Here is a 19277-nt window from a genome sequence, read left to right as displayed (position 1 = left end):
TTCCGATCTTAATGGGATGGTTTGGAGTATTAGCCTTAACAATCATCGCTGGTAAACTAGGAAACAAAATTGACGAAGCTATTGAAACTGAAAATAAACTAAATGAAAAAAATAGAGATAGAAACAACGAAACGAAGGAGGTCATTTAATGCAAGGTCAATCATGGCAATTAGATAATCCAATGATCGGATTAGTTGTTATCGGAGTCGCTTTTATTATTTTTTACCTTATCAGTTGGTTTTCTAACCGTTCAAGTAAGTCAGTTGAAGACTTGTATGCTGCTGGTGGTGGTGTTGGACCAATTACTAATGGCTTAGCGATGGCATCAACGTATATGAGTTTAGCAACATTCCTTGGCGTAACAGGGTTAATTTTAAAACTTCAAGCACCGTTTGTATTTTTATGGATTCAAATGATTTTAGCTATCCCCCTTATTACTATCATCTATGGCACTAGTCTTCGTCGTATGGGAGCATTTTCACCTGCACATTTTGTAAAAGAGCGTTATGGTAATAAAGCCGCAATTATCGTTGCTTTATGGATGATTCTAATTTCGATTATGTATGCACTTGGTCAAATGATCGGTGTTGCTAAAACATTCGAAATGCTATTTGGTATTCCATATATGACAGGATTATTTGTTGGTGGTATTTTGATTACTGGTTATGTCACGATTGGAGGAATGAGTGGTGCTACGAATAACGCTGCCGTTCAAATGGTTATTATTGCTTTAATGTTCGTTGTTCCCCTAGGAGCAATCATGAAAGCAATGGGGGCATCAGGTTGGTATTTCCCACCATTACTTTACGCAGACATGGTACCATCTATGTTAGAAGCTATGCCTACTTTCTTTGATTACCAGTTTGACTCCAAATGGTATTTTTCAATTATACCTGCAATTACACTTGGTTCACTTGGATTACCTCACTTAGCAATGCGCATCTATACTGCATCTAGCTTAAAAAGTGCTCGCCAAGCTATGGTATGGTTTGCATTAGTACTCGGACTTGTGTTCTCCGCTACATATGCAATGGGATTTGCAGGCGTGTACTTCAATAGTACAAACGGTGGAATCATTGCTGCAGAAGATGCAGACAAATTAACGCTCATCCTGAACTTAGTGTACAACCCTGAATGGGTAACAGCACTTGTTATCGCTGGAGCTATTTCGGCTGGTATCTCGACGTTAAGTGGCAATCTACTTGCAATTGGTGCGTTATTGTCACAAGACATTATCACCACATTAAAACCAAACATTTCTGCTAAAACAAAGGTGCGTTTAGGATATTTATCAATTTCAATTGGTGGATTTATTAGTATCTTACTAGCTATCAAACCACCTGCATTTCTCGTCGTTAGTATTTTATGGGCTTTCGGGTTAGCTGCTGTTACAAACGCACCAATTATTTTATTAGGTGTATGGTGGAAAGGTGCAAATAAATATGGAGCAATCACATCAACTATTATCGCTGGTGCACTTTATGTTATTGTTTCACCTTTCGTATTCCCTTCAATTGTTGTAAGCGGGCATGGATTAACAGATTCACTTGGACTGTCAGGTGCAATGCTTTGTGTTCCTTTAGCATTTTTACTGCATATTATCGTCTCAATGGTTACGAACAAAATGCCAAGTCTGAATAATAACCTAACAACAGAAGCTGATGCAAAACTTGTTGAACGCATCCATGGTTGGAGTGATGTGAATCCGCTTCGCTATAATAGTAAGATAGGAGCAGCTACTGTCGTTATTCTCAGTACATTAACTATGATCTGGGCTTTAATGCCATGGAATATATAAAGGAAACTTTCATTCAGTGGGGACATTATGTCTCCACTGTTCAACGCTTATGAGTGTTAAGTTTTTCAAAAAAATTAATATAATGAATACATACCTTTACAATTGTAATCAATGAAAATAAATGGATCGGAGGTACATTCAATGAACAAATCACAAACAATATTAAGAACTTTATTTCTCCATACTCCTTCGATAAAAGCAGTTGCACTTGACGAAAAATTCAATGTGTCTGCTAACCTAATAAATCTTCTGCTCGGTTTAATATACGGGAGTATTTCAATTTTATATAATTTTGAATACATTGCGAGCTTTAAAACTCCTCTACTTCGAATTTTATTTGTTCCTTTATTCTTTATTACCTTTAGTATTATTATGATTTATCTTACAAGAGTAGGATATACGCTACTACTTTGGGCAGGAAGTCGTGCATTGGGGGGACCTGGAATTTTACGCACTCTAAATAGAATTAGTGGCATTATTTTATTACCTAGCATTCTTGCTTTTCCAGGACTTGTAAACTTAACAATTAATCAATCGCTATTAACGTGGGAGTTATTGGGTATCATCCTCTCACTTATATGGATCTATTTTTTATCTGCAAAGGCTCTAATGTTGTCTCAACAACTAACATCATTGAAAGCTTATATCGCTATTATTATGATTTTTGTATTCTTTTCTAGTGTATATTACATGATACTACCACCAACATCTTAAGAAACTTAATTTTATAAAAGCGGCAATTATTCTAAAGAATAATTGCCGCTTTTTTGTTTATCCACTATACTCTTCTAAACGATTAATCATCTCATCTGTCCAAGGTGATGGCTTTCCAAGCTTTTTAGAGATATGGACAATTCGACCTCTACCTGTTAAACAGACTCTTCCATCTGTTGTTTTTGCCATATAATGCAAATCAGCTGAAGTATTACCAAAATGAGCGACTTTTACATATACCTCTAACGTATCTCCAAAATAGATTTGTTGCATAAAATCACACTGCAAATCTGCGGTTACAATAATTGTTTCGCTGTTCTTCTTTAACCAATCCGACATAAAGCCTAGTTCTCCAAAAAATGAGACTCTTGCTTGTTCAAAATAAACAAAAGCAACAGTATTGTTTAAATGCCCAAACATATCTGTTTCTGAAAAACGAACTTCAATGTCTTTATGGTATTTAAAGCTCTCAGCCCAATCTGTAAAGTTATCAATATACGAAATTTTACTCATTCCACTCTCTCCTGTCTATTATTAATATTTCTCATTTATTAATTAAAACTATAACGTCCACTTCAAAATCAAGGGTATTCGATGAAGTATTGACTGAGAGAGAGGTTCTTTTTCATACCCATATAGTGTTTAACATCTGTCTTAAACAATTTGCTGAATTAATATTAATTTAACTAAGTGAATATAGTTATGAAAAGACCTCTTCACGTGAAGAGGTCTCTGTTCGACTTACTTATCACTTCCGAAGAAGTTTTTAAACGATTGGATTGCAGTATCACGATTCAAAGCTGCTATCGATGTCGTCAAAGGAATTCCCTTTGGACATGATTGCACGCAGTTTTGAGAGTTACCGCAGTTGGCAAGTCCTCCATCGCCCATAAGTGTTTCAAGACGCTCTGCCTTATTCATTTCACCTGTTGGATGTGCATTAAAGAGGCGTACTTGAGATAACGGTGCTGGACCGATAAAGTTAGAATTACTATTAACATTTGGACATGACTCTAAACAAACACCACAAGTCATACATTTAGAAAGCTCATATGCCCATTGGCGTTTTGTTTCAGGCATTCTTGGACCAGGACCAAGATCATATGTTCCATCAATTGGAATCCAAGCTTTTACTTTCTTCAATGAATCAAACATACGAGTACGGTCAACTTGTAAATCACGTACAACAGGGAATGTACGCATAGGTTCAAGTTTAATCGGCTGCTCAAGTTGGTCAATCAAGGCTGTACATGATTGACGAGGCTTCCCATTAATAACCATAGAACATGCTCCACATACTTCTTCCAAACAGTTCATATCCCAGTTAATTGGTGCTGTTTTTTCACCTTTAGTGTTAACTGGATTACGACGTAATTCCATTAATGCAGAAATTACATTCATATTGGCGCGGTATGGAATTTCAAATTCCTCTGTATAAGGAGCCGAGTCAGGCTTATCTTGGCGTGTAATAATAAAGCGAACAACTTTGTTATCACTCATTACTTCGTCTCCCCTTTCTTCTCCTCTGCCTTCTTCTTAGAATAGTCACGTTTACGAGGTTGAATAAGTGAAACATCTACATCTTCATAACTGAATTCAGGAGAATTTGTTTCAGGATTAAACCTCGCGATAGTTGTTTTCAAGAACTCCTCATCATTACGATCTGGGAATTCAGGTTTGTAATGTGCTCCACGGCTTTCATTGCGATTATATGCACCAATTGTAATAACACGTGCAAGGTGGAGCATGTTTTCTAGCTGACGAGTAAACATTGTTCCTTGGTTGGACCATTTTGCAGTGTCATTAATGTTAATGTGTTTAAAGCGTTCCAAAAGCTCTTGAATTTTCTCATCTGTCTTAAGAAGTTTACTATTTTCGCGCACAACCGTAACGTTAGCCGTCATCCAATCACCAAGTTCTTTATGAAGGACATAAGCATTTTCATTACCGTTCATGCTCATAATTTCATTATTTTTCGCTTCTTCTTTCTTCAATTGACGCTCGAACACAGATTCTGCAATCGCATCAGTTGATTTCTCAAGTCCATTCATATATTCTACAGCATTTGGACCAGCTACCATTCCACCGTAAATAGCTGAAAGAAGTGAGTTAGCTCCTAAACGGTTTGCACCATGCTGTGAATAATCACATTCACCTGCTGCAAATAATCCAGGGATATTTGTTTGTTGATTATAATCTACCCACATACCACCCATTGAATAGTGAACAGCAGGGAAGATCTTCATTGGAACTTTACGTGGATCATCACCCATGAATTTTTCATAGATTTCAATAATTCCACCGAGCTTAATATCTAATTCTTTTGGATCTTTATGAGATAAATCCAAGTAAACCATGTTTTCACCGTTAATACCAAGTTTTTGCTCAACACAAACATCAAAAATTTCACGAGTTGCGATATCACGAGGCACCAAGTTACCATATGCTGGATATTTCTCTTCTAAGAAATACCATGGTTTACCATCTTTATATGTCCAAACACGTCCACCTTCACCACGAGCCGATTCACTCATGAGGCGTAACTTATCATCACCTGGAATTGCTGTCGGGTGAATTTGGATAAATTCACCATTTGCATATTTAACACCTTGCTGGTAAGCTGCAGATGCGGCTGAAGCAGTATTAATAACAGAGTTCGTAGATTTTCCAAAGATAATACCTGGACCACCTGTTGCCATAATAACGGCATCACCTTTGAACACTTTTGATTCCATTGATTGTAAGTTTTGACCTACTACACCACGACAAATACCTTCATCATCAAGTACGAGTGAAAGCATTTCCCAACCTTCATATTTCGTTACAAGTCCAGCTACTTCATGACGACGTACCTGCTCGTCCAATGCATATAATAACTGTTGACCAGTTGTCGCACCAGCAAATGCTGTACGGTGATGTTGTGTACCACCAAAGCGACGGAAGTCAAGTAAACCTTCTGGTGTACGGTTAAACATAACTCCCATGCGGTCAAGCAAATGAATAATACCAGGTGCTGCCTCTGTCATTGCTTTTACTGGTGGTTGATTCGCAAGGAAGTCCCCACCGTAAACTGTATCATCAAAGTGCTCCCAAGGTGAGTCTCCTTCACCCTTCGTATTAACTGCACCATTAATTCCGCCCTGTGCACAAACAGAGTGAGAACGCTTTACAGGTACAAGTGATAATAGATCAACATGCACTCCTGCTTCTGCTGCTTTAATAGTTGCCATTAACCCAGCTAGACCGCCACCGACAACAATAAGATTTCCTTTACTCAATATGACCCACTCCCTAACAAATGTTTACTATAAATGTTCTTTTTCTCCTAATGATAACATTACAACATAGCAGCTAACTCAGGATTAACAAATGCGAACAATGCCCGTAAACCGATATAAGTAAGTCCTACAAATATAGCCATAGTTATATAGGTAGAAATACGTTGAGAACGTGGAGTTACAGTTATACCCCAGCTTACGAAGAAAGACCATAAACCGTTTGCGAAATGGAAAACTGCTGAAACAACACCTACAATATAGAAGACCATCATTGCTGGGTTGCTTAAAATCTCTTGCATCATTGCATAGTTAACTTCTGCTCCAAAAGCTGCTGCAATACGTGTCTCCCAAACGTGCCAAGCAACATAAATTAATGTTATTACGCCAGATACACGTTGAAGCATGAACATCCAGTTACGGAAAAATCCATAGTTTGTAACATTATTTTTAGCTGTGAAAGCTATGTATAAGCCATAAATTGCATGATATAAAAGCGGTAAGAAAATAACAAAAACTTCTAAGAAGTAACGGAAAGGTAACGTTTCAAGAAAATGTGCAGCTTTGTTGAAAGTTTCTGCACCTCTAGTTGCCATAAAGTTTACAACTAAATGTTCAATTAAGAAAAGACCAATTGGAATGACGCCAAGCAATGAGTGTAATCTACGATTAACAAACTCTTTATTACCTGCCATATAAATCCCCCCCTATAAAATTTCATCAATACTAAAATTAAATAACTATTGTAATCCTTTATCTTATATCTTTATATATCTAATGACAACCTCCCTGTTTCGTGAAAAGTCCACGTACCAGAAGCAAAAAAAAACGAAGCCTCTATGAATAATTTGTGACAAGTTTATTGTACTCTTGTACATATCTGTCGTCAAGAAAACGTGTACATTATTTTTTCAAAATATTCGATCATTTGCAATATAGTGAAAAATACTTTCAATATATTGTCGTCTAATCCCAATCAAACCAAGCTGTTCTCTTATGTTAGTTCTTATTGTTTATAGATTTGTTTTTCACATTTCTACTTTTATAAGATAGTAATTTGTTCAATAGATCACATAATTATCATTTTTTAATTGCCTATCTTATGTAAAAACGTATAATAAATGTGAGAAAGGAGTTACATATGAAATCAACTAATCTTTTTTCAAAGAAAGAACAACTTTCACAAATTGAAACCACTGCCTTTAGTCAAGAACTATTACGTGAATTAATAATCCCTGATTTATTAGGCGAAGATTATGATGAAATCATTTATATTGCTGGTAAACGATTAGCAAGAAACGTTACCATTGAATCAAAAGATGAACTGATTAATTTTTTTGACGAAGCTGGATGGGGCACATTAGAAATAATTAAAGAAAAAAAGAAAACCACAACGTATGAACTAAAAGGGCCGATTGTAACAGCTCGCTTCTCTTATAAAAAAGACCCTTCATTTAATTTAGAAGCAGGGTTTCTCGCCGAGCAAGTACAACAACAAACTGGCACTATAACAGAAGCCACCTATTCACTAAAACATCGCAATCAATTAGTCACTATAACTGTTCAATCTGAATAGCATCTAACTAACAATGGCGTAACAAAAAAACTATGCAACCTCCTTTTGTTAACTTATAATTATAATTAGTTAACAAAAGGAGGTTTTTTTATAATGATTTGGAACGTACTTGCTAACAAAAGTTTAACTGGTGAAAAGATTACGAATGAAGAGGCACTTAGTGTATTAAATTGTCCAGATGAGGAGTTGCTTTCTTTATTAAATGCAGCATATCAAGTTAGGAAACATCATTACGGTAATAAAGTAAAACTTAATATGATCATGAATGCAAAGTCAGGCCTTTGCTCAGAAAATTGCGGTTACTGCTCTCAATCTTCTATTGCTGATACTGATATCAACACGTACAACATGCTTGATAAAGAAACTCTACTTAAAGGTGCAGAACAAGCTTATAAAATGCAAGCTGGTACATATTGTATTGTAGCTAGTGGTAGAGGCCCAAGTCGCCGTGAGGTAGAAACAGTTGCTGATACTGTTAAGGAGATTAAAGACCGATATTCATTAAAAATCTGTGCATGCCTAGGAATATTGAAACCTGAACAAGCTGAATTACTTAAAGGCGCAGGTGTCGATCGTTACAACCACAACGTAAATACATCAGAAACACATCATGACAGTATCACAACCTCCCATACATATGATGATCGAGTAAATACCGTTCACACTGCAAAAGCAGCGGGATTATCTCCATGCTCAGGTGTTATAATCGGTATGAAAGAATCAAAGCAAGATGTCGTCGATATGGCATATAGCTTGAATGCTCTTGATGCCGATTCTATTCCAGTCAACTTCCTACATGCAATTGATGGAACACCACTTGAAGGAACGAGTGAATTGGACCCACGTTATTGCTTAAAGGTACTTTCTTTATTCCGATTGATTAACCCTACAAAGGAAATTCGAATTTCTGGTGGTAGAGAAGTAAATTTACGTGCTTTACAACCGTTAGGACTTTATGCAGCAAATTCAATTTTTATCGGTGATTATTTAACAACAAGTGGTCAAGAAACTACAAGTGATCATCGAATGATCGAAGATCTTGGCTTTGAAGTCGAAATTGTTGAAGAAAAAGGCACCGTTACATCTTAAATAACCAATGCAACTATGTAAAAAACCGGAGCAATAATATAATGCTCCGGTTTTCACATAACAAAATATAACGATACCTTCGTAACTAAAGCAATCTACACGATAATTAGTTACGATTATTTTTTTGTTAGATACTCGATTACATCTTCGGCAACTCTTCTTGGCAATCCTGCATCTTGAAGGTCCTCACATGTTGCTTCTTTTAATTTTGTTATAGAACCAAATGTTTTTAATAGAGAACGTTTACGTTTTTCACCGATTCCAGGGATATCGTCTAACGATGATTTGAAAGCTGTTTTCCCTCGAACTTGTCGATGAAATGTTATTGCGAAGCGATGAACTTCGTCTTGAATACGTTGTAGTAAATAAAACTCTTGGCTATTCCGTGCGAGTGAAACAGGTTGTGGTGGATTACCATATAACAACTCAGACGTGCGATGCTTTTCATCTTTAGCTAATCCACATAAAGGAATGTCTAGACCTAACTCATTTTCCAATACATCAATTGCACCTTGCATATGAGCCTTCCCACCATCAACAATAATTAAATCAGGAAGAGGGAGATTATCTTTCAAAACTCGTGTATAACGGCGACGAATAACTTCACGCATTGATGCATAATCATCGGGGCCTTCAACAGTTTTTACTTTATATTTTCGATAGTCTTTCTTTGAGGGTTTCCCATCAATAAACGTAATCATTGCCGAAACTGGATTGGTTCCTTGAATATTTGAATTATCGAAAGCTTCAATTCGATGTGGTGTTTCAATATTAAGTTGTAACCCTAAATTCTCAACAGCTTTAATTGTCCGTTCTTCATCCCTTTCAATAAGAGAAAATTTTTCTTTTAAAGCGATGGTCGCGTTCTTAATCGCAAGTTTCACTAAGTCTTTCTTTTGACCACGCTGTGGTTGATGTACTTTAATATTTAATAACTGTTCAGCAAAGTCCTTACTTACAGAATCAGGCAAGAAAATTTCTTTCGGTTTGATATGATTTTTATTTAAATAGAATTGACCTAAAAACGTAAGGAAATCTTCTTCGGCCACATCATAGATTGGAAAAAGTGAAACATCACGTTCAATTAACTTCCCTTGTCGAATAAAAAATACTTGAACACACATCCAACCTTTATCAAAGGCATAACCAAACACATCGCGATCAGTCAGATCATTAAGAGCCATTTTTTGTTTTTCCATTACTGCTTCAATGTGAACAATTTGATCACGATATTCTTTTGCACGTTCGAACTCCAAGTCCTCTGAAGCATGAACCATCTTTTCCTTTATTTCTTTTTTTATTTCCTGATAACCACCTTTTAAGAATCGAGTTATATCTTGTACAATTTCTTGATTCGTTTCCTTTGAAATTTCCTTTACACAAGGTGCTAAACACTGTCCTATATGGTAATACAAGCATACTCGATCAGGTAATTTTGAACATTTTCGTAGAGGATATAATCGGTCTAATAACTTTTTCGTTTCGTTTGCTGCTTGTACATTAGGATAAGGACCGAAATATTTTCCTCCATCTTTTTTCACTGAACGGGTTGTAATTAAACGAGGGTGACGCTCATTCGTAATTTTAATATAGGGATAGCTTTTATCATCCTTCAACATGACATTATATTTAGGATCATATTTTTTTATTAAGTTAAGTTCTAAGAGAAGTGCTTCAATATCTGAAGACGTTATGATGTATTCAAAATCACAAATTTCACTAACTAGTCGAAGTGTCTTCCCCTCATGTGAACCTGTAAAATAAGATCGAACACGATTTTTTAACACCTTAGCTTTACCTACATAGATAACAGTACCTTGTTTATCTTTCATTAAGTAACAGCCAGGTTGATCAGGAAGAATCGCAAGCTTTTCTTTTAATAGTTCTTTCATAAAACCATATCCTTTATGATGAGATCAAATACTTTATATGAGTATTTAAACGAAAGATTAACTAAATAAAAAGTTCAATAAGACAGCTTTTCATTACAACTACAAATAATAAATGTAACCTCTATACTAGTTTAGAGTCTGCCATACTAATTATCATTTTTCCACTTATACAGCTTAATGTCATGATATACAGGATCAAACAATGGATTAGAATGAAATTCTTCAATTTCTTTTATTTTATCATCGACATTGATTCCTTGAGAACGAAAACCTTGTAATAATCGTTCAGTTACGAAAATTGTATGATTCATTTGAACGATATCTTCCAAAAAATACTCGTAGGTTAACAACCGTTTATGCTCGTAAGGCATATTCAAATATTCCAATACTCTCGTTTCCTCCCATGTATATACCGTGAATGGCTCCTCGATGTCATCTAAGTAATAAGCCAATTGGTATGTAGCTGGTACTTGTCGATTATAATCGTTCATTAATCCGATACTAAAATAAAACTGGCTGAACAAAAGAACCGTTACACAACTATAGAATAGAGTAGATTTGTTATATGTAAATAACTTAATTAATATGAGAATAAAAACAAATATAGTAAACGGCATAATATGCCTTGGTTTATCAATATTTTGTGCAAACAAAACCCAAATAAAATACGATGAACTCATTGTTACTATTAAATAGTAGCCACTATATGCTACACTTTTATTCTTTTTCATCACAAGACCTATAATAATAGTAATTACAGTAATGAAAACTATCCCAATGGATTGAGCAAACCAAGAACTCCATATCCACTGCTCAAAGGTTAAACGAATAAACCGTTCTAACAAAGATACTTGCTCAGTAATAGCTGTTCCTCCCCATTCTTGAAAGTGACCTTCAACAAATGCCCAACCTATTTTCATAAATGAATTGATCCCACCTAAGGAACTAACTAAACCCCAAACCCAAATAAGTTGAAAAATACAGTTGAGCATAAAATGGGAGAAAAATCGAATCAATTTATTTCCCTTATGGTCTCTTAAATCAACAATCACGCACCATAATAATCCAACACCGAACACTAAATACGAAACGCGAATACCCATTAATAGACCGAATAAAAATGGTGTTATCCACAAATATTTCCACTCTTTTTTCTCTATACTTACAAATAGCGACCATATATACCAAATTAAGATGCTAACTCCCGCTGCTTCTGACATCGGTTGAATAGTTAAGATATTCAAATATGGCATTGTTTGAATTAAAGCCGTAATCAACAAGGCATTCCTTTCAGTAACAAAACGCTTAGAAATCCAATATAGTGGTAAGATAGTTGTCGTAATTAAGACAATGTTTAACATAATTAAACTTTCAATTGGATCATGCATGAATTGATTAAAGAACATACCACCAACAATAAAGTAAGGATAACCTGGAAAATGGGGCTGCATTTGTAATAGATCAAATTGTAAAACACCTAGAGCAAAATCAACTGCATCCCATGAACGGGCATAATTACTTATAAAGAATAACCGAGTTAAAGAAATTAATAGTATTAAAATGATGATCAGACCGTTAATTTTTTTATTTCCCTGAAAATAATGTCGAACATTCACTATGATACCACCTCACTTACATTCAGTTTATATCCTCCAAATATTTAGTATTACATGTATGTAATCGTATTATGTCGAATATATAAAGCAACGATTCCGAGAGAATAATTTTACACATATATTGATATAACAACAAAATCACACCATTTTTTAAAATGATAATTCGATTTGCACTAGTCATACTTAGCCATCTACTAATGATTAGCTAGTCAACTATTGTAATGGAGGACAATTATGGTATGATCAAGTACCTTAACACTTATCAACTTAAACATTTTTGACTTATCATAACTTTGATATAAGTCTTAGCAATTAGTACAAATAAAAAAGCTCGTATCTAAAACTCACTATTGTTATATGTGTGAAGTGAAATAAACAAACATATAATACATTTTCTCAAAAAAAGACCCGTTATTAACGGGTCATGCCAAAGAGGTATGGCTTTACACTTCTGAAGTGTTCACATTACTCGTATTTAATTCTTCATTCTCGCTTTTTTGTTTTCGGAATTTATAAGAAATCTTCCCTGTGTTAATTAACCACATCCAAGTAAAGACAAATGCGAAATAAAGCCAGTATGCTGCAATTTGTTCAAATGAAGGATTATGACTATAACCGAACATCGCTGCCATAAATAAACCAATTTGTCCACTCACCAAAACTTGCTGTCCTGTATCACGCTCATAATGAGCTTCATCTTGATAATGTTCAGGCATAATATGAACAATGTTATACATTTCAGCTGGTTTACCGTCTGCTGTTTCAATAAGAGAACCCATATTCCCTAAATCTTGAAGAGTACCAACGCCTTGTACCAGAAGTCCTGCAGCAATGAACATAATTAAAAAACCAGTAACATTGAAGAATGCTTTTAATGAGATTTTCATCGTACCTGAGAAGAATAAATAGCCTAAAATTAACGCGAGCATTAAACCACTCAATGCTCCATAATTTGTCACAGCCTTCTGAATGTCTCCTCCTCCAATTGCTGCGAAGAAGAAAACCGTTTCAACACCTTCTCGTAAAACAATTAAATACGTATGAATAATGAGTGCAGAAATACTTCCAGCGGTAATAGCAGCATTTAACTTTTTTTGCAAGTTTGAATTAATACTAGCTGATTCTTTCTTCATCCATATAACCATGTGAGTAAGAAGTAAGACCGAAGCAAACATGATTGTAACTTTCATGTATGTTTCAGAACCTAAGCTAGCAAACCCCGTAAACACTACTTGGAACAAAAGTGCTACTAGGAAACTACTAATCAGCGCCAAAACAACCCCTGCATATATCCATTTATGATATTTTTCTGCATTTAATCTTGTTAAATATGACAGAATTAAACCGACAATAAGGATTGCTTCAAGAGCTTCACGAAGTGTAATTAAGAATGCTTGAAAATCCATCTCTATTCTCCCCCCTTGACTTATTTCTCTTTCTGTTTCTTAGATTTATTTACGAACACAATAAATACTAAAATGGCAAATAGAGCTACAGAAAACCATAACCAAAAAGAGCTACTTCCGATTTCTTTATCTTCCAAAAAATCCAAATTCTCTTCAGTTAAATGTGATTTGCCTTCTTCTTCATTTTTTGGTATTGCAAAGAATGGTTCAACTTTTTTTATAATATTCTCAGTTTCTTGCTGAAATGTATCATAATCATTCTCTTGATTTCCTATCCCGAATAGCCCAGGATTTCCAAGTGATTGTAAAGCTAAATCAAAGGAAGCGTAGACGTTTTGTACATATTCATCACCTTCTTGATCTTGCACATATGGAGCTAAAATATTAAAAGTCCCGCGCGCTTTCGCTAACAATAACTTTGCTTGCCCATAATCTTCAAACTGTTCATCAGCAAAATGTAAACGACGTTCAACATTTAAACGTAGTGCTGCTTTATATGAGTCAAGAATTAATTCTTTGTCTTTTTGTTCAAAGCCCTCGGCAATAAGTGGAACTGTTTTAGTAAAATAAAGATCAAATTCTTTTTCATATGTGTCGTATACTTGTTTCGCACCGTCCCAATTATCGTTTTCTAGATGATTTTTTAACTCTATGTAAGCCTCTGCAATTTGCTCTTCTCCAGGATCACCATATGAGTACGCAAACGCTTGAGAAACACCTGTTAGAGTGAGAATCATTGTCATTATTAAATAGTATATAATTTTTTTCATCATTTTTCCCCCTAACGATAATGATAATGATTATCAACTGAAATGTCAATAAAAGATGAGCAATTTTAAATATTGCTCATCTATTGAAATTCTTTTATAAGATGTGCCTGTTTATCAATCGAAACTTTCTCAACAGGTCTGAGCATCTCAGTAAAGATTGCAGGTAATACTGATGTCATGTATGCTCTAAACTTTATAAATGATTCACCTTTTGTTCGTACTTTATATTGAATTGGAATTTCCTTAACACGAAAACCTTTTCTTACAAGGTTCAATGTAATTACTTGTGCATAATTGTAATCGTGGACGATTTCTGCATGTTCTGCCGCTTGCCTTGAAAAAGCACGCATACCTGATTGCCCATCGTGTATCCACTTTCTTAATAACAAACTTTGAAGCATTGTAAAACAGTAATTCCCTAACCTACGATGAAGCTTCATACCGTTAATTGTTCCGAGAAAACGTGAACCCATTACGTAATCTGATTCTCCAATTAAAATTGGTTCAATTAGTTCTGGAATTTGCCAAGCAGGATATTCATTATCCGCATCAATCATAACAGCAATATCTGCTCCTAACTTCACACTTTCTTGCAAACCAGTACGTACCGCTGCTCCTAATCCCTTGTTGATCTTATGTTGAGTAATGTAATCTACTCCAGCTTCTTTTGCTATTGCAACTGTATTATCTGATGAACCATCATCTACAAGTAGGATTTTCACATCAATCCTGTCATGAAAAGAACGTGGTACATTGGAAATCACTTCTGCAATAGATTCTTCTTCGTTATATGCAGGGAGAAAAACAATAATACGTTGCTTATTCATTATTACCCTCACTCCTCATTGCTTCCTGTAAAACTGGACCTCTACTATGGCTAGGGTAAGGTGCACCAAGTAAATAGGCAATTGTTGGCGCCATAGATACTAAACTGTGCTTCTCCTTTACAAGGTGGTTTCGTTTAATCGTTGGTCCATTCATAATAAATGGTACATAGCGCTCTCCTTCATCTAAATGACCATGTCCACCTATACCATCTGCTTGTCCATGGTCAGCACAAATCATAAGTGTTGTATTTTCCATTTTCCCATTGTCTTTAAGCCACCCGACAAATTCTTCAACTAACCGGTCTGCCTCTTCTATTTTTTGAATATATTCGTCATAGAGGACTCCTCTGCTATGCCCTGTCTGATCTGTAGATATTAATTGAGCAATAAGTAGTTCTGGGTCTTGCTCAGCCATGATCTTCTTTGCCCGTTCAATAATGTTTCGATCAGCTTCATCGTTATGCATGACAGCAGTAACAGTCTCAACATCATCCCCCATCGCATCTACAAGATGGGCAATTCCTAGCAATCGACCTTTTTTGTTTACTTTCCTCAAAGAATCAAAAATACTTTCTACTTTAATGCCTAACTTCCAAACCATATTTGAAGTGATACCGTGTTCAAATGGATATGTTCCTGTAAACATTGAAGAAAAACAAACGACCGTTCTAGCTGGATATACGGTCTCCATATTTGCATATTCAGTTCCTTCTAAGCGTAGCTTATCCAGAAATGGAGTATTAGCTTCTTCAAAGCGTTCTTTTCTCATTCCATCTATTACAATAACAATTACTTTATCATTTACAGCGTGTTCACTTGGAGAAACATTTTCAGTATAATTTTCGATTGGTTCTGGTTTCCAATCAAACAAATAACGATGCAAAACAAACGCAAATAACCAAGTTGCTCCAAAGAACGTGATAATTTGAATCCATGAAAGTGATGTAAATGTTACTCCATCCATCAACATACTATAGTGGATATACCATAAGGATAGTAGCAATAATACTTTAGGAAGTTGCTCTTGAGCGTTCCCACTCGTCGAATCACTATTTTTAAGTACGAGCTTCCAAAATCTTGTGAAATTCCACCATGTTGTACCGATACGTAAATGATAATATAATGTGCCCCAAAAAAAGACAGTAAAAAAGAAATATAAACTTATTGCAAACAACCACAATGTATAACTAATTTCACCCCAAATTAATAAATAGGCGATCAAAGGTATCCAAAGAAAATTCCTTAAAAATAACGGAAAATCATAAATGAAATAAAGGATTAAAAAAGGTATTATTGTAACAAAACTTACTGCCAATACCGTCCAATCACTTTTCGAAAAAAACGCAAATAAAATCATTGTTCCTATCGTAAAAATTGGTGTAAATGGTTTTCCTTCATTAAGTAAGTTCCAACATCTTGCTGCAAACTTTTCAAACTTCGATGCCTTTTTCAATTTGAACGTCCTCCTTTCCTAACAATATCATTAAAAGATAATTGATTGCGAAACGATATCCACAAAATAATACCTAACGTGTATGAAAAAATAAATTTGTAAGCATGAGTTGCTAAAGAAAGATGATAACCGTTAGTAAGCTCTACCCCTAATGCAACTAATGCTGCACTCATTACACTTTCATAGGTTCCAATTCCGCCTGGTGTGATCTGAAACACACCGCTAGCAACTGCCATACTATTTACCCATATTGCACTATATGGAGTAAGCAAAGGCTCTGCAATATAATATAACACCGCTCCTTCTAAGCACCAGCTAAGGACTGTTAAACCTATTACTATCAAACCTGTCCTTCCCGACAATCCCTCTCTTAAAAGATGAATTTGTAGTTTCATTTTTTGTGATATATATTGGAACCTTCGCAAAAGCATCCATAATCCTACTATTACAATTCCAATTATGAATAGATAACTCACATGGAAAGAGAACTGAACTGCAAATAATAGCACACCCATACCAGCAACAAGACCAAGAAATAACAAATCAATTAATCGTAAAACAAATACCGAATGGATACTTTTTTCCCAATCTAATTCACCAGACTTCACAGCTGCTGCTACTCTAATAGCATCTCCAGCTTTAAAAGGTAAAAGATGATTAACGAATAGACTTATACCAACACCATAAAAAGCATATTTAATTGTTAGCTGACCTTTCACATAAAAGTGCCATGCAATCGCTCGACACATGAATGCTCCTATATAAAAAAAAGTTAACATGGCAAGCTTGACTGGTGATAATACTAACGGGTGTAAGTAGAACCACATTTGTTCCCATTCAAAAGCATTTATCGTTATTAGTACAAATGAAACGATCAACAATGCTCCTATGAATCTTTTTATCCATTTTTTCATCGACAGTATTCCTCTTAATAGTTATACGAGTATTTTAGCTTTTCGTTTTTACTGAAGTTCATGATTGCTCAGAAATAAATTATAACATAAAGAGGTAATTCAAAAAGTTTGGAGAAAATTCATTCTCATCCCTTTGTTCTTTACATACCGAAAGCCGCTGTATCATCAGCGGCTTTCGGTATGTTTTATAATAGTTCGTTTATTGTTGCAATAACTACGTCACTGTGTTTTTTCGCTTCTTCCGCATTTTCTTCGGAAATTGCGTTAAACCACTGTTCTGCTACTTCTAGTGTTGATTGAGTTTTTTCATCGCCAAGCTTATCAATTAAATACAGCTCAATATCCTTTAAGAATACATTTCCTTCAAGTGCACTCTCTTTAGCACTTGTTAAATCACCTTCTTCAAGTGCTTTTGGAGCTTTTTCATGATAAATTGCAATCTTATTTATAAACGCTTTAGCAAATAGGTCTTTTACTTCTTCACCTTTAATTGAAGCAGGATCTGTTTCATTTAAGCTAAATAACGTATTCAATTTATTGGCTGCTTCTTCATCTCCACCACTTAAAGAGCCATTAATAGCTTGATAGAAACCCCATGATTCTGCTTGCATGTTACGAAGGTCATCTTCACTAGCAGAGCCTTCTGAAACGGCTTTTTCAATTTTTTCAGCATAAGATTGAGCTGCTAAATAATAGCTACGGTAAATTGACTTATCCGTTACTTGTGCATAAACAACGAAATCTTCAACATTCCCTGCATTTAGTGCTTCTTCTTGTGCAGCTAGACCTGTGCGAATACTTTCTTCCATACTACTTTCACCATTTAACTCATAATATGAGTCACGTTTTACAGCAGTAGGAATCAAAACCTCATCAGCTAAATAGTTCAAATCTGCAAATAGTGCTTTTGCTTCATCTAATTTATCTGCTTCAATTGCCGCAGCTATATCTTTATGAAGACCTTTTTGTACTTTATAGAAATAAGACTGAGTCGTTTTATCGATTAATTGTCTAGCAAGGTTTGGTTTAATGTCTCCTGACAAACCGCCTTCCATTGCCGCTGTTAATGCTTGATCAAACTCACCACTCACTGCATTAACTGCAGTTTGTAAGTTTGTAGAGTATTCTTCAGTAACAGTCGTCCAATTCACTTCTTTATCTTCTTTAGCCTTAGATAATTCATCAATAATTCCCTTATAAGTTGTTACTTGTGTTTGCACTTCTGATTGCTCAGCTACTTGCTCTTCTGTTTCAGTTGTTTCTTCACTTTGAGCAGGTTGCTCTTCTGTTTGCTCTACTGGTTCTTTAGTCGCTTCACTATCGTCAGCGCTACACCCAGCTAAAATTCCCCCAGCTAATAATAAACTACCAATTAATGAAACTTTCTTTTTATCCACTATTTTACTCCCCTTTATGTAAAATTACTGATAATGATTTTCAATCACAACTAAAATTATATTAAGAATGATTATCACTGTCAACCTAAAAATGAAACAAAAAAAAGATTCCGAAGCAATTCATGCTTCGGAATCTTCTTATACATGTTTGTTAAGTAATTCTACAAGAGCTTCTTTAGGTTGGAAACCAACTACTTGATCAACTACTTGACCATCTTTCAATACAAGTAATGTAGGAATACTCATTACACCAAATTTACTTGCCGTTTCTTGATTTTCATCAACATCTAGCTTAATAATTTTAACTTTATCGCCCATTTCTGAATCTAATTCCTCAAGAACTGGCGCGATCATTTTACAAGGTCCACACCAAGGTGCCCAAAAATCTGCTAAAACTAGTCCAGATGCTGTATCAGTTGAAAACGTTTGGTCGGTAGAATGTGCAATTGCCATAATAAAATCCTCCTCTTAACTATACACTTTGTTGTGATAATGTAGTCAGTATATCACTACATGCATGTACATATCCAATTATTTGCTTGCTAATAGT

The 19277-nt window shown here is 35.2% G+C and carries 17 protein-coding genes; 4 read left to right on the top strand and 13 right to left on the bottom strand.

Features of this window, described 5'->3' with window-relative positions; genetic code table 11:
- Positions 1-148: 148 nt before the first annotated feature.
- Together BFG57_RS14455 and BFG57_RS14450 are read left to right on the top strand one after the other, a co-directional pair.
- Positions 149-1798, top strand: coding sequence for a sodium:solute symporter family transporter (locus BFG57_RS14455; protein ID WP_069718196.1), 1650 nt, complete (start codon positions 149-151; stop codon positions 1796-1798).
- Positions 1799-1939: 141 nt separating this feature from the next.
- Entirely contained in the window at positions 1940-2512 is a 573-nt protein-coding gene (locus BFG57_RS14450; RefSeq protein WP_069718195.1) for a hypothetical protein, read from the top strand.
- Positions 2513-2569: 57 nt separating this feature from the next.
- On the opposite strand, the gene BFG57_RS14445 is transcribed toward BFG57_RS14450, so the two are convergent.
- The 4 genes from BFG57_RS14445 to BFG57_RS14430 all read right to left on the bottom strand — a co-directional run bounded on the left by BFG57_RS14445 (position 2570) and on the right by BFG57_RS14430 (position 6482).
- The gene (locus tag BFG57_RS14445) at positions 2570-3025 is read right to left on the bottom strand and encodes an acyl-CoA thioesterase (protein ID WP_069718194.1); all 456 of its coding nucleotides are present in this window, start codon (positions 3023-3025) and stop codon (positions 2570-2572) included.
- Between the two features lie 228 nt (positions 3026-3253).
- Positions 3254-4012, bottom strand: coding sequence for a succinate dehydrogenase iron-sulfur subunit (gene sdhB / locus BFG57_RS14440; RefSeq protein ID WP_069718193.1), 759 nt, complete (start codon positions 4010-4012; stop codon positions 3254-3256).
- Positions 4012-5790, bottom strand: coding sequence for a succinate dehydrogenase flavoprotein subunit (sdhA, locus tag BFG57_RS14435; RefSeq protein WP_069718192.1), 1779 nt, complete (start codon positions 5788-5790; stop codon positions 4012-4014). Before sdhA ends, sdhB begins: the two co-directional genes overlap by 1 nt.
- A 59-nt stretch (positions 5791-5849) precedes the next feature.
- Positions 5850-6482 carry a succinate dehydrogenase cytochrome b558 subunit gene (locus tag BFG57_RS14430; protein WP_069718191.1) on the bottom strand — a complete coding sequence of 211 codons (633 nt, stop codon included), beginning with the start codon at positions 6480-6482 and terminating at the stop codon, positions 5850-5852.
- 446 nt (positions 6483-6928) lie between these two features.
- Here BFG57_RS14430 and BFG57_RS14425 point away from each other — a divergent pair, with 446 nt between their 5' ends.
- Together BFG57_RS14425 and bioB are read left to right on the top strand one after the other, a co-directional pair.
- Positions 6929-7363, top strand: coding sequence for a YslB family protein (locus BFG57_RS14425; protein ID WP_069718190.1), 435 nt, complete (start codon positions 6929-6931; stop codon positions 7361-7363).
- 93 nt (positions 7364-7456) lie between these two features.
- Positions 7457-8452 carry a biotin synthase BioB gene (bioB, locus tag BFG57_RS14420; RefSeq protein WP_069718189.1) on the top strand — a complete coding sequence of 332 codons (996 nt, stop codon included), beginning with the start codon at positions 7457-7459 and terminating at the stop codon, positions 8450-8452.
- A gap of 116 nt (positions 8453-8568) precedes the next feature.
- Here the strand turns inward: bioB and uvrC are convergent, their stop codons facing one another.
- The 9 genes from uvrC to trxA all read right to left on the bottom strand — a co-directional run bounded on the left by uvrC (position 8569) and on the right by trxA (position 19180).
- On the bottom strand, positions 8569-10344 hold the full coding sequence (gene uvrC, locus BFG57_RS14415; protein ID WP_069718188.1) for an excinuclease ABC subunit UvrC: 1776 nt from the start codon (positions 10342-10344) through the stop codon (positions 8569-8571).
- 146 nt (positions 10345-10490) lie between these two features.
- Positions 10491-11960: a glycosyltransferase family 39 protein gene (locus BFG57_RS14410; RefSeq protein WP_083249280.1), complete on the bottom strand. Its 1470-nt coding sequence runs from the start codon at positions 11958-11960 to the stop codon at positions 10491-10493.
- Positions 11961-12403: 443 nt separating this feature from the next.
- The gene (locus tag BFG57_RS14405; protein WP_069718187.1) at positions 12404-13366 is read right to left on the bottom strand and encodes an FTR1 family iron permease; all 963 of its coding nucleotides are present in this window, start codon (positions 13364-13366) and stop codon (positions 12404-12406) included.
- A 20-nt stretch (positions 13367-13386) separates the two neighbouring features.
- Positions 13387-14136 carry a hypothetical protein gene (locus BFG57_RS14400; RefSeq protein ID WP_069718186.1) on the bottom strand — a complete coding sequence of 250 codons (750 nt, stop codon included), beginning with the start codon at positions 14134-14136 and terminating at the stop codon, positions 13387-13389.
- Positions 14137-14216: 80 nt separating this feature from the next.
- Complete coding sequence (locus BFG57_RS14395; RefSeq protein ID WP_069718185.1) at positions 14217-14963, bottom strand: glycosyltransferase family 2 protein; 747 nt, start codon at positions 14961-14963, stop codon at positions 14217-14219.
- The gene (locus BFG57_RS14390; protein ID WP_069718184.1) at positions 14956-16416 is read right to left on the bottom strand and encodes an alkaline phosphatase family protein; all 1461 of its coding nucleotides are present in this window, start codon (positions 16414-16416) and stop codon (positions 14956-14958) included. Before BFG57_RS14390 ends, BFG57_RS14395 begins: the two co-directional genes overlap by 8 nt.
- A complete protein-coding gene (locus tag BFG57_RS14385; protein WP_083249279.1) occupies positions 16413-17330 on the bottom strand; it encodes a lysylphosphatidylglycerol synthase transmembrane domain-containing protein in 918 nt (305 codons plus the stop codon). Before BFG57_RS14385 ends, BFG57_RS14390 begins: the two co-directional genes overlap by 4 nt.
- 185 nt (positions 17331-17515) lie before the next feature.
- A complete protein-coding gene (locus BFG57_RS14380) occupies positions 17516-18727 on the bottom strand; it encodes a hypothetical protein (RefSeq protein ID WP_069718183.1) in 1212 nt (403 codons plus the stop codon).
- A gap of 138 nt (positions 18728-18865) precedes the next feature.
- The gene (gene trxA / locus BFG57_RS14375; protein ID WP_069718182.1) at positions 18866-19180 is read right to left on the bottom strand and encodes a thioredoxin; all 315 of its coding nucleotides are present in this window, start codon (positions 19178-19180) and stop codon (positions 18866-18868) included.
- Positions 19181-19277: the final 97 nt, after the last annotated feature.

It is taken from the genome of Bacillus solimangrovi, from assembly GCF_001742425.1.
Taxonomy (GTDB): Bacteria; Bacillota; Bacilli; order Bacillales; family Bacillaceae_N; genus Bacillus_AV; species Bacillus_AV solimangrovi.
Note: the sequence above shows the minus strand (reverse complement) of the source record. Positions and strands in the feature narration are given on the sequence as shown.